At 57.0% G+C, this 12,412-nt stretch carries 13 protein-coding genes; all 13 read right to left on the reverse strand.

What is annotated here, in order from left to right; all coding sequences use genetic code 11:
* Position 1: 1 nt before the first annotated feature.
* A complete protein-coding gene (locus msub_RS15470) occupies positions 2-589 on the reverse strand; it encodes a TRAP transporter small permease (RefSeq protein WP_048496840.1) in 588 nt (195 codons plus the stop codon).
* The gene (locus msub_RS15475; RefSeq protein WP_048496841.1) at positions 589-1,560 is read right to left on the reverse strand and encodes a TRAP transporter substrate-binding protein; all 972 of its coding nucleotides are present in this window, start codon (positions 1,558-1,560) and stop codon (positions 589-591) included. Before msub_RS15475 ends, msub_RS15470 begins: the two co-directional genes overlap by 1 nt.
* Positions 1,561-1,896: 336 nt before the next feature.
* Positions 1,897-3,729 carry a glutamine--fructose-6-phosphate transaminase (isomerizing) gene (gene glmS / locus msub_RS15480; protein ID WP_048496842.1) on the reverse strand — a complete coding sequence of 611 codons (1,833 nt, stop codon included), beginning with the start codon at positions 3,727-3,729 and terminating at the stop codon, positions 1,897-1,899.
* A 30-nt stretch (positions 3,730-3,759) separates the two neighbouring features.
* A complete protein-coding gene (gene glmU, locus msub_RS15485; RefSeq protein ID WP_048496843.1) occupies positions 3,760-5,124 on the reverse strand; it encodes a bifunctional UDP-N-acetylglucosamine diphosphorylase/glucosamine-1-phosphate N-acetyltransferase GlmU in 1,365 nt (454 codons plus the stop codon).
* A gap of 149 nt (positions 5,125-5,273) precedes the next feature.
* Complete coding sequence (locus msub_RS15490; protein WP_048496844.1) at positions 5,274-5,696, reverse strand: F0F1 ATP synthase subunit epsilon; 423 nt, start codon at positions 5,694-5,696, stop codon at positions 5,274-5,276.
* Between the two features lie 47 nt (positions 5,697-5,743).
* Complete coding sequence (gene atpD, locus msub_RS15495; protein ID WP_048496845.1) at positions 5,744-7,138, reverse strand: F0F1 ATP synthase subunit beta; 1,395 nt, start codon at positions 7,136-7,138, stop codon at positions 5,744-5,746.
* Between the two features lie 55 nt (positions 7,139-7,193).
* Positions 7,194-8,060 (reverse strand): F0F1 ATP synthase subunit gamma, encoded by an 867-nt coding sequence (gene atpG, locus msub_RS15500; RefSeq protein ID WP_048496846.1) that lies wholly within the window; start codon positions 8,058-8,060, stop codon positions 7,194-7,196.
* Positions 8,061-8,131: 71 nt separating this feature from the next.
* Positions 8,132-9,676 carry a F0F1 ATP synthase subunit alpha gene (atpA, locus tag msub_RS15505; protein WP_048496847.1) on the reverse strand — a complete coding sequence of 515 codons (1,545 nt, stop codon included), beginning with the start codon at positions 9,674-9,676 and terminating at the stop codon, positions 8,132-8,134.
* Positions 9,677-9,704: 28 nt separating this feature from the next.
* Positions 9,705-10,241, reverse strand: a complete 537-nt coding sequence (locus tag msub_RS15510; protein WP_048496848.1) for a F0F1 ATP synthase subunit delta — start codon at positions 10,239-10,241, stop codon at positions 9,705-9,707.
* 12 nt (positions 10,242-10,253) lie between these two features.
* The gene (locus tag msub_RS15515) at positions 10,254-10,724 is read right to left on the reverse strand and encodes a F0F1 ATP synthase subunit B (RefSeq protein ID WP_048496849.1); all 471 of its coding nucleotides are present in this window, start codon (positions 10,722-10,724) and stop codon (positions 10,254-10,256) included.
* Positions 10,725-10,769: 45 nt separating this feature from the next.
* Positions 10,770-11,009 (reverse strand): F0F1 ATP synthase subunit C, encoded by a 240-nt coding sequence (gene atpE, locus msub_RS15520; RefSeq protein WP_082146508.1) that lies wholly within the window; start codon positions 11,007-11,009, stop codon positions 10,770-10,772.
* 47 nt (positions 11,010-11,056) lie between these two features.
* Positions 11,057-11,977, reverse strand: coding sequence for a F0F1 ATP synthase subunit A (gene atpB, locus msub_RS15525; protein WP_048496851.1), 921 nt, complete (start codon positions 11,975-11,977; stop codon positions 11,057-11,059).
* 9 nt (positions 11,978-11,986) lie between these two features.
* Positions 11,987-12,412 carry an ATP synthase subunit I gene (locus tag msub_RS15530; RefSeq protein ID WP_048496852.1) on the reverse strand — a complete coding sequence of 142 codons (426 nt, stop codon included), beginning with the start codon at positions 12,410-12,412 and terminating at the stop codon, positions 11,987-11,989.

The raw sequence follows: 12,412 nt of genomic DNA on the forward strand, positions 1-12,412 counted from the left end.
CTCAGCTGTAATTCTTTGCTGTAGGGTCTTGGGCCAATGCCCGGTTGCCGATGAGGTACTCGATGGCTGAAAGAAGGCCGATCAGCGCAATCAATGAAAACGCGTACACCAGACTTGAATAGCCATAGATCTGAGGAATGCCGGTTTCAGCGAGCCTGCTGTACTGAGACGCTTTGATGATCGGCATGGAGTAGTAAACCACTCCGACCGACACGGCGCTCACGAACAGGTTGACCGTACCCGCCAGAACTCGCGAAAAGCTCTCCGACAGCAGCCCCGGAATCAGGTCCACCGTGATATGACGCCCTTGCGCAGACGCCATCACCATGCCGCCGGCCACGGTCCAGGGAAACAGGATCGCCGGGATCTCATAAGCCCAGGTTAGGCCGCCCCCGAAGAAATATCGGAGCACCACGTTCAGCAGGATGGCGACAAACATCGTCACCAGCGTGGTGACAACAACAGCCGCCCCGGACAGGTACATCATCCGAACCAGGCGATCAGACAGCCCCTTCACGAAGCCAGAGCAATGGTGCTCTGGCTTCTCCTGTTTTGGCAGGTTCACGGTAGACACCTCAAACGCAGTCATCACTGATCCGCCGCTTTTCTCAGATCAGCAATAAACGATCCGAATTCCTGTTCATACTTCTCATACACCGGCGCCACGGCGTCGACATAGGCAGCGTGATCAACCTCGGCGAACTTGCCACCCTCGTTCTTGATGGTCGCCTTCAGGTTCTCGTTCAGAATATAGTTCCGACCCCGTTGATACCAGCCGGCATGCTTAGCCGCCTTGGTGATACAGACTTGAGTCTCGTCCGGCAAGGAATTCCACCACCCAAGGCCAGCGACCACGGGTGTGCTCTGATACTGATGCCCCGTCAACGAAATGTAGGGGGTGATTTCATGCAGATTGGCGGAGTAGATATTGGTTAGCGGATTCTCCTGACCATCGAAGGTGCCACTCTGCAGCGCCGTTGGCAGCTCACTCCAGGCCAGCGGTGCCGGGTTGGCGCCCAGTGCCTTGAAGATATCGATCGCGACCTGATCCGGTGGGGTCCGGATTTTCATGCCTTCCAGGTCGGCGGGGGTCTTCACGAACTTGCTGACGTGAGTTACGTGGCGAAAGCCGTTATCCCAGAACGTCACAATCTTGAGTCCGGACTCCTGTGCGAGTTTGTCTAGTTTGTCGCCGATAGGTCCGTCCAGAACCCGCCATACCTCCATCTCGTTATCAAACAGGAAAGGCAGCCCCAGCATGCCCACCTCAGGCACAATCTGGGCAAGGGTTCCCTGGGAGTTGGCGGTCATCTGAATAATTCCGGCCGTGGCGGATGTCAGCATTTCAGCGTCGTCACCCATGGTGGCGGACGGTGCAACCCTCACGTTCATATCCGGAGCGCAGGACGGCACGATCGCGGCGAACACTTCAGCGGCCTCGTAACGGGGATTTCCGGGATTAGCGCCGTGAGCAAAAATGAGCTGCTCAGCCTGGACACTAGTGCCGACGCAGGCTGCGAGGATGGAAGCGGTGATAAGTTTTTTGCTAAGAAACGTCATGGTGATCTCCTGAGAGCGATTGGATTTGTTGTCTTCTCAAGTTCATAAACACCGTTGTCAGCTCGATGCTGATACGGCGTTGTGGAAATCCATACTTGACTTTACCCGGGCTGTTTTCAATGAGGTAGTCTTAACGAAAAGGTAAGCAGAGCTTAACAAACCGGATTTTTCGGCTGGGGACGGCCGTTTCCAGCCCGTTGGCTGGTCATGACGGTTGGGAATATCGGACATGGTTAAGATAAACGCCCCCTGGATGGCCTCCAGGGGGCGTTCTATTTCAGGGTAGACTTTGCTGTTTGCACAGAAACGTTATTTTTGTCTCCGGAAGAATATCGACTATTCCACCGTCACGCTTTTCGCCAGGTTGCGCGGCTGATCCACATCCGTACCCTTCAGCACCGCCACATGGTAGGACAGCAGCTGCAACGGCACCGTGTACACGATCGGGGCGGTAATCGGATGTACTGACGGAAGCTGCATCACATGGATGCCCTCTTCCGGCTTCACACCCGCCAGTTTATCGGCGAATACGAACAGCTCTCCGCCGCGCGCGCGCACTTCTTCCAGGTTGGATTTGAGTTTTTCCACCAGGTCGTTGTTCGGTGCAACAGTGACCACCGGCATTTCGCTGTCCACCAGGGCCAGGGGGCCATGCTTGAGCTCGCCAGCCGGGTAGGCTTCGGCGTGGATGTAGGAGATTTCCTTCAGCTTAAGGGCGCCCTCCAAAGCCACAGGGAACTGCGAGCCGCGGCCCAGGAACAGGCTGTGGTTCTTGTCCATGAAAGCCTTGGACATTTCGGCAATTTCACCGTCCAGGGCCAGGACGTCACTGACCTGCCCCGGCAGCCGGTGGATGGCCTCGACGATTTCTGTCTCCTTCTCCTCCGGCAAACCATTGTGGCGGGCCAGGGCCAGGGTGAAGATCAGCAGGGCGGTCAACTGGGTGGTGAAGGCTTTGGTAGACGCCACGCCAATTTCCGGGCCGGCCTGGGTCATGATTACCAGATCCGATTCCCGTACCAGGGAACTGCCAGGTACGTTACAGATCCCCAGCGCCGCCCGGAAACCGGCTTTCTTGGCCTGGCGCAGGGCCGCCAGGGTATCGGCGGTCTCACCGGACTGGGAGATGCAGAGGAACAGGGTGTCCTGCTGGATCACGTGCTTGCGGTAGCGGAATTCGGACGCCACTTCCACGGAGCAGGGCACGCCGGCGAGCTCCTCAATCCAGTACCTGGCAACCATGCCGGCGTGGTAGCTGGTGCCGCAGGCAATAATCTGCACGTGCCGGACGTTGTCCAGCAGGTTCTCTGCTTCGGTACCCAGGGCCTGTTCCAGTACCCGGGTCTTGGTGACCCGGCCTTCCATGGTGGCCTTGATGACTCTGGGCTGCTCGTAGATTTCCTTGAGCATGAAGTGGCGGTATTCGCCCTTGTCGGCGGAATCGGCACCATGCTCGAAACGGGTAACCTCGCGTTCCACAGCCTGGCCTTCGCGGTCCAGAATGGTCACGCTGTCCTTGCGGATGTCGGCGATATCGCCCTCTTCGAGGAACATGAACCGATCCGTTACCGGTAGCAGAGCCAACTGATCCGAGGCGATGAAGTTTTCTCCAATACCGACGCCAATCACCAGCGGGCTGCCTTCCCGGCATACCACCAGGTGGTCCGGCTCATCCGAATGCACGACTGCAAGCGCATAAGCACCACGCAGCCGGGCAATGGCGGCCCGGACGGAATCATGGAGGTTGCCCAGCGTGCGGTAGTTCTTCTCAATCAGGTGCGCGACCACTTCGGTGTCGGTCTGCGAGGTAAACTCGAAGCCGTCGTCGCGCAGTTCCTGACGCAGCTCCTGATAGTTTTCGATGATGCCGTTGTGAACAATGGCCAGACGATTGCCAGACATGTGCGGATGGGCGTTAACCTGTGACGGTTCACCATGGGTCGCCCAGCGGGTGTGGGCGATGCCCAGGTGACCGGAGAGCGGATTGGCCTTCATGACATCGGCCAGGGAGGCGACCTTGCCCACTTCCCGGGCCCGCTGGACACTGTGATCGCCACCAATCACGGCCATACCGGCAGAGTCGTACCCCCGGTATTCCAGACGGCGCAGACCCTCAAGAAGGATGCCCTGGACGTCCCGTTCCGAAACCGCGCCTACTATTCCACACATGCTGCTCTACCTGCCTGTTGATCGTTTGAATCAGTGTTTCCGGGGCTTTTCCCAACCGGAAATATTGCGTTGCCGGCCCCGGGCCACCGCCAGTTCACTCTCCGCGACATCCCGGGTAATCGTCGAGCCGGCGCCAATGGTGGCATCTGCGGCAACCGTTACCGGGGCCACCAGGGAGGTGTTGGAGCCGACAAATACATCGTCACCCAATACCGTTCGATACTTGTTTACACCATCATAATTACAGGTGATGGTTCCTGCACCCACATTCACATTACGGCCCAGTGAGGCATCACCCACGTAGCTGAGGTGGTTGATCTTGCTGCCCTCGCCGACGATGGCCTTTTTGGTTTCCACAAAGTTGCCCACTTTGGTATTTGCTGCCAGTTCAGTGCCCGGGCGGATACGGGCAAACGGCCCGATCTGGGCATTGGTGCCAATGGTTGCGCCTTCGATGACACTGTTGGCCTTGATCTCGGAACCATCGGCAATGGTGGCATCCTTGATCACGCAGCCCGGACCAATGGATACGTTGCTGCCAAGGGTGACCTTGCCCTCGAACACCACGTTCACGTCGATCCACAGGTCGTTACCGATGGTCAGCTCACCACGTACATCAAGCCGCGCGGGATCGGCCAGGGTGGCGCCTTCTGTCATCAGCCGGTCTGCCTCACGGCGCTGGAACCAGCGTTCCAGTTCCGCCAGTTGCAGACGGTTATTCACGCCCTGGACTTCGTAAGGATTCTCCGGCTGCGACACCGAAACGCTCAGGCCGTGGGCCACCGCCATGGCAATGATGTCGGTAAGATAGTATTCCCCCTGGGCATTGCTGTTGGAGAGGGCCGGGAGCCAGGCTTTCAGGTGCCTGGCAGACACCGCCAGGATACCGGTATTCACTTCGCGGATCTGTTGCTGTTCCGGGCTAGCGTCTTTCTGCTCAACGATGCGCTGCACCTCGCCCTCGGCGTTGCGAACGATACGGCCGTAGCCCTGGGGATTGTCCATGGTGACCGTCAGCAGCGCCAGGGTCTGATCGTCGAGCTGGCCCACCAGAGCCTCAAGGGTTTCATGGCGGGTAAGGGGAACGTCGCCATAGAGCACCAGGACCCGGGCGTCATCCGGAAGATCCGGAAGTGCCTGGGCGACGGCGTGGCCGGTGCCAAGCTGTTCACTCTGGGTCACCCAGTTTACCGATGCCTCATTCGTCGCTTCCCGAACCTTGTCAGCGCCATGCCCGATCACCGTGTGGATCTTTTCAGCCCCAAGCTGTCTGGCCGTGGCAATGACGTGATGCAGCATCGGGCGGCCGGCTATCGGGTGCAGTACCTTGGGCAGGGCGGATTTCATTCGTGAACCCTGGCCGGCGGCCAGAATGACAACGTGTAACGGGCTCATGGAATGGTCAGGCTCCCGGAGTAATGAATGTCTGTTATCACAAAATAAAAAAACCGCATCCTTACTGGCCGGAGCGCCAACGCCAGGCGTTGGTCTTCCAGCCGTTCAGGATGCGGCTTCGGTGTTCGGCAAACCCGGAACAGAAATGCTCAGCGCATTTTGTTACGCAGCTGCTGGATGGTACGAAGCTGGGCAGCAGCTTCGGCCAGCTCTGCAGCGGCACGGGAGTATTCGAACTCGCCGGTCTGGTTGGCAAGTGCTTTCTCGGCTTCTTTCTGAGCCTCGAGTGCGGCTGCTTCGTCCACATCCTTTGCACGAACCGCGGTGTCCGCCAACAAAGTCACCAGATTGGGCTGGACCTCCAGATATCCGCCGGACACGTAAAGAATTTCTTCCTCACCGCCCTGCTTGATGATCCGAATGGGGCCCGGCTTCAGCTCGGTCAGCAGCGGGGCGTGACCCGGGGCAATACCCAGGTCACCTTCAGAACCCGCAGCGATCAGCATTTCCACCAATCCGGAATAGATCTTTGTTTCGGCACTTACCACATCACAATGCACGGTCATACCCATGTCAGTTGCCTCTTTGATCGATCCGGAAACAAGAGCTCAAGCCAAGATTATTTCTTGGCCTTGCTCTTCAGTTCCTTCGCTTTCTCGACCGCTTCCTCAATAGTACCAACCATGTAGAACGCCTGCTCGGGCAATTCGTCATAGTCACCATTCAGGATGCCCTTAAAGCTGCTGATGGTTTCCTTGAGGGAAACGTACTTACCGGGGGAACCGGTAAACACTTCAGCAACGTGGAACGGCTGGGACAGGAAACGCTCGATCTTACGGGCCCGGGCAACGGTCAGCTTGTCGTCTTCTGACAGCTCGTCCATACCCAGAATCGCAATAATGTCTTTCAGTTCCTTATAGCGCTGCAGGTTGGTCTGCACACCACGGGCAACCTCGTAATGCTCGTTGCCGATGACCAGCGGATCCAGCTGACGGGAGGTGGAATCCAGCGGATCGATCGCCGGGTAGATACCCTTGGAGGCGATGTCACGGCTCAGTACCACAGTCGCATCCAGGTGCGAGAAGGTGGTCGCAGGCGACGGGTCAGTCAAGTCATCCGCTGGTACATAGACCGCCTGGATGGACGTGATCGAGCCGTCTTTGGTGGAGGTGATACGCTCCTGCAACTCACCCATTTCCTGGGCCAGGGTAGGCTGATAACCAACCGCGGACGGCATCCGGCCCAACAGCGCGGATACTTCGGTACCGGCCAGTGTGTAACGGTAGATGTTGTCAACGAACAGCAGAACGTCGCGGCCTTCATCCCGGAACTTCTCGGCGATGGTGAGACCGGTCAGGGCCACACGCAGACGGTTTCCTGGGGGCTCGTTCATCTGGCCGTAAACCATGGCAACCTTGTCGAGAACGTTGGACTCCTTCATTTCATAGTAGAAGTCGTTACCTTCCCGGGTCCGCTCACCCACACCGGCGAACACAGACAGACCGGAGTGCTCTTTAGCGATGTTGTTGATCAGTTCCATCATGTTGACGGTCTTGCCCACACCGGCACCACCGAACAGACCAACCTTACCGCCCTTGGCGAACGGGCAGATGAGGTCGATAACCTTGATGCCGGTTTCCAGCAGGTCGGCAGAGGCAGCCTGATCGGCATAGCCTGGCGCCTTGCGGTGAATCGCCCAGCGCTCATCTTCGCCAATCTCGCCCTGTTCGTCGATCGGACGACCGAGCACATCCATGATGCGCCCGAGGGTCTTGGTGCCAACCGGCACCGAAATCGGCTTGTTGGTATTCTCAGCCTTCAGGCCACGCTTGAGGCCTTCTGTGCTGCCCATGGCGATGGTCCGTACAACACCGTCACCCAGCTGCTGCTGAACTTCCAGGGTTGTCTCGCCACCTTCAAGCAGCAGTGCGTCATAAACTTTGGGAACGGAGTCACGTGGAAATTCCACGTCGATAACCGCGCCAATGATCTGAACGATGTGTCCGCTACTCATGCTCGGTTCCTCGTTATCTTGATAGTCAATAAAACCAGTTGGATTGTGGGCCGGATCAGACCGAAGCGGCACCGCTCACAATCTCCGATATCTCTTGGGTAATGGCTGCCTGACGCGCCTTGTTATAGGCCAGTTGCAGCTCATCAATGATGCTCCCGGCGTTATCTGTCGCGCTCTTCATCGCGATCATCCGCGCGGCCTGTTCGCACGCCAGGTTTTCCACAACACCCTGATACACCTGGGATTCAATGTACCGTGTCAGGAGACCGTTAAGAATCGGTCGGGCATCGGGCTCGTAGAGATAATCCCACTGGCTCTTGATCTCTTTTTCTTCAGAGTCGTCCTCGGGCAGGGGCAGCAACTGCTCCACCTGAGGGCTCTGGGTCATGGTGTTGACGAACTCGTTGCTCACCAGGAACAGACGATCGATCTTGCCTTCCTCGAAGGCATCCAGCATAACCTTGACGTTGCCGATGAGTTTTTCAGAACTTGGGCTGTCACCGATATGGGTCAGTGCCGCAACAACGTTGCCGCCATAGCTCCGAAAGAAAGACGCACCCTTCTGACCAATGGCGCACAGGTCAGCTTCGACGCCTTTGTCTTTCCACGCACGCATCTCGCGAACCAGGGACCTGAACAGGTTGCCGTTGAGGCCACCGCAAAGACCACGATCCGTGGACACGACAATAAAGCCGACCCGGTTGACTTCCCGGTCCACCATGAAGGGGTGCCGGTACTCCGGATTGGCTCTGGCGACATGCTTGATCACCTGCCGCATTTTCTCTGCATACGGACGGGTCCGCTGCATACGCTCCTGCGCCTTGCGCATCTTGCTCGCTGCGACCATTTCCATGGCGCTGGTGATCTTCTGCGTGCTTTTGATGCTTGAAATCTGGTTACGTATTTCTTTTCCGACGGCCATAACTCACTGCCTTATCAAGTTAGACACCCCTGCCCGAAGCTGGCAGGCCCGTCCGCGGACGGGCCTTCCGGTTACCAGGTCTGGGTGTTCTTGAATTTCTCGATTGCAGCTTTCAGGCTTGCAGCGATTTCATCGTTGTAATCGCCTTTTTCGTTGATCTGCGCCAGCAGCTCGGCCTGTTCGCCTCGCATGTAGCTCATCAGGGCTGCTTCAAATGCCACAACCTTTTCCACATCAACGTCATCCAGGAAGCCTTCGTTGGCTGCGTACAGAACAGTCCCCATTTCAGCCACCGACATCGGGCTGTACTGGTTCTGTTTCATCAGTTCAGTCACGCGCTGACCGTGCTCGAGCTGCTTACGGGTGGCCTCGTCCAGATCCGATGCAAACTGGGCGAATGCCGCCAGTTCCCGGTACTGGGCCAGGGCCAGACGGATGTTGCCGCCGAGCTTTTTCATGATCTTGGTCTGTGCTGAACCACCGACCCGCGATACCGAGATACCAGCGTTCATCGCCGGACGGATGCCGGAGTTGAACAGGTTGGTCTCAAGGAAGATCTGACCGTCGGTGATCGAGATCACGTTGGTCGGAACGAACGCAGACACGTCACCGGCCTGTGTTTCGATGATCGGCAGGGCTGTCAGAGAACCGGTCTTGCCTGTCACTTCACCGTTGGTCAGTTGCTCAACGTAATCGGCGTTAACGCGGGACGCACGCTCCAGCAGACGAGAGTGCAGGTAGAAGACGTCACCCGGGTAGGCTTCACGGCCCGGCGGACGACGCAGCAGCAGGGAGATCTGGCGATAAGCCACGGCCTGCTTACTGAGGTCATCGTATACGATCAGCGCGTCTTCGCCACGATCCCGGAAGTATTCACCCATGGAGGTGCCGGCGTAGGGCGCCAGGAACTGCATGGCGGCCGGATCGGCAGCACCTGCAGCAACCACGATGGTGTGAGCCATAGCGCCGTGTTCTTCGAGCTTGCGCACAACCGCCGCGATGGAGGACTGCTTCTGCCCGACCGCTACGTAGATACACTTGATACCGGTATCTTTCTGGTTGATGATCGCGTCGATGGCAACGGCTGTTTTACCGATCTGACGGTCGCCGATGATCAGCTCCCGCTGACCACGACCAATCGGCACCATGGTGTCGATGGCCTTGAGACCGGTCTGCACCGGCTCATCAACCGACTGACGGGCGATAACGCCGGGTGCCACTTTCTCGATGGGGGAGGTCAGGGCCGCGCCCAGATCACCCTTGCCATCGATCGGATTACCCAGACCGTCAACCACGCGTCCCAGCAGTTCCGGACCTACCGGCACTTCCAGGATGCGGCCGGTACAACGAACCTTCTGGCCTTCCGCCAGGTCTTCGTAGTCACCGAGGACAACCGCGCCGACGGAATCACGCTCAAGGTTGAGCGCCATGCCGAACACGCCGTTGTCGAATTCAATCATCTCGCCGTACATAACGTCAGCGAGACCGTGAATGAGCACGATGCCGTCCGATACAGACAGAATGGTGCCTTCATTGCGTGCTTCGGAAGAGATATCGAGTTTTTCGATCCTCTTCTTGATGATGTCACTGATCTCGGATGGATTCAGTTGCTGCATGCCTTTATCCTCAAACCGTTATCTGAAATCAGGAGCCGATCGCTTCCGCTAATTTCTTCAGCTTACCCCGAACAGAGGCGTCGATGACCACGTCGCCCGCGCGAATCACGACCCCACCAATGAGCGTTTTATCCATAGCGGTAGACAGGTTCACTTTGCGGTCCAGCTTACGGGAGAGAGCCTCGACCAGCTTGCCCTGCTGTTCTTCCGTCAGTTCGATAGGCGTTGTCAGTTCAACACTGACGGACCGATCAAGCTGCGACCGCAACCCCTCGAACAGGACCATGATTTCCGGCAAGAGAAGCAAACGTCTGTTCTCAGCCAGGAGCGCTATCAGGTTCTGCCCCTGTTCAGACAACTTGCCTTCGCAGAAATCCGCAAATGCCGCCGCCTTCTGCTCATCCGGAAGTGTCGGATGGGTAACCAGCGCCTTTGCTTGCGAGTCACTGGCCACCGCGGCGGCGAAGGCCAGCATGTCTGACCATTCGTCCATCTGCTCTGACTGCTGCGCTGCTGCAAACACGGCGTTGGCGTAAGGCCGGGCTAGCGTTATCAACTCTGCCATGTCAAACCTCGTTTACAATTGCGCAGAAAGCTTATCCAGCATCTCGCTATGAACTTTGGCGTCGACAGAGGATTCCAGAATCTTCTCTGCACCCTGGATGACCAGTGAAGCCAGTTCGGCACGAAGAACTTCCTTCGCGCTGTTTTGTTCACGATCAACCTCAGCGCGAGCCTGGGTCAGCAGGCGCTCTCCTTCCAGACGCGCATTCTGTTTCGCCTCGTCGACCAATTGAGCGGAACGACGATTGGCTTGCTCAATGATCTCCGCTGCTTGCCGCTTGGCTTGCCTCAGCTCCTGCTCAGCTTTTTCCTGAGCCAGCTCCAGATCACGATTGGCGCGGTCTGCTGCGCTCAAGCCATCGGCAATTTTTTCCTGCCGTTCGTCCATGGCTTTGGTGATCGGAGTCCATACATAGCGCATGGATAGCCATACAAACACGGCAAACGCGATCATTTGACCGATAAATGTAAGGTTAAAACTCACACCGCTTCTCCAGTATATGGAATGAATAAGGTGGTTTTCGGGTACTTAGCCTGCCATTACGAACAGGATGTACAGACCCAAACCGACGCCAATCATGGGAACGGCGTCAACCAGACCCATTACAACGAAAAACTGGGTACGCAGCATGGGGATCAGTTCTGGCTGACGGGCACCGCCTTCCAGAAACTTACTGCCCAGAATACCAACACCGATGGCCGCGCCTACGGCCGCCAGGCCCATCAGAATACCGCTTGCCAAAATGATTAGAGCTTGTGCTTCACTCACTGTCTTATCTCCCGTTTAGTGGTTGATCATTGATTGCTTTGGTTACTTTAGTGACTTTCACTGGTCTCGAAAGACTGTGCCATATAGACAATGGTGAGAACCATGAATATAAAGGCCTGCAGCGAAATAATCAGGATGTGGAACAGGCCCCAGACGACCTGAAGACCGCCGCCGAAAATGCCCAGCACCGGGTTGGTGCTGTACATCAACGCGATCAGGATAAAGATCATTTCGCCAGCGTACATGTTACCGAAAAGCCGCAGACCGAGGGATACCGGCTTGGCGATCAGGTTTACGAACTCGAGCACGAAATTGACCGGAATGAACAGCACCTGCAGCACCTTATTCTTGCTGCTGAACGGATGCATGGTGAGCTCTCCGATGAAGCCGCCGAGGCCCTTCTCCCGGATACTGAAAAACAGGATCAGCAGGAAGACATCGACCGCCATGCCCAGGGTAATATTGGGATCGGTTGAGGGCACCACCTTGAAAAACACATTATGGGCTTCGACGCCGAGCAGGTGTACGCCCACCAGTTGGGCAATCCAGGGCAGCAGGTCGACCGCAATCAGGTCCATGAAGTTCATGAGAAAAACCCAGACCAGAATGGTCAGCGCCATCGGCGCAACCAGCGGATTCTTGTAGGGGAACATGCTCTTGACGTTGTCCTGGACGAAGTCCACGACCATTTCAACGAAGTTCTGCAGACCACTGGGAACGCCGCTGGTCATGGTCTTGGCGACCTTGCGGAACATCACGAAGAAAACCAGGCCCAACACGATGGACCAGCCGATCATGTCGACATGAATGGCCATGAAGCCCATCTGCTGCGCTTCCGCGCCGCTATGGGCCATGGTCCAGATTGCCTGGTCCTGACCAGGTCGGGAGCCCGCTGGCAACTGACCGAACGTCAGGTTGGTCAGGTGGTGCTCGATATACTCAGGTGCGGTAAGGGTTTCGCCTGCCATGTCCTTCTCTCAAGCCTTATTTTGTAAAGAGTGAGAGCCCCACAGCGCGGGGGCCAATAAATTCGTGATCATTACCAGGATAAAGGCAAAAAAAAGCACCCCGATTTCCAGGGGCCTGGCCCATATAAACACTGCGCTGAACAGGACCGAGGTAAGTGAAAGCTTGACCACTTCACCCCAGTAAAATGAACGCACAATCCGGCCTATTGCCTTTGCTGGCCGGTACGCGAAGACTTGTCTTGCAAACAACGCGTTGGGAACAGCGTAGATCAGCCCGCCAAATAGCGCCGAGTAGCCAGCCACTGAACCGGCCGCAATGTACGCAATCAGGGCGATGCCCAAAGACAGTGCCAACTGGACCCACACCAACCGGTAAAATGGTGGCCGGGTTCTGTCTGCTGGTCGACCCGGTTGGCCGGAAAACCACTGTCTCAT

The organism is Marinobacter subterrani, assembly GCF_001045555.1.
In the GTDB taxonomy this organism is placed as follows: domain Bacteria; phylum Pseudomonadota; class Gammaproteobacteria; order Pseudomonadales; family Oleiphilaceae; genus Marinobacter; species Marinobacter subterrani.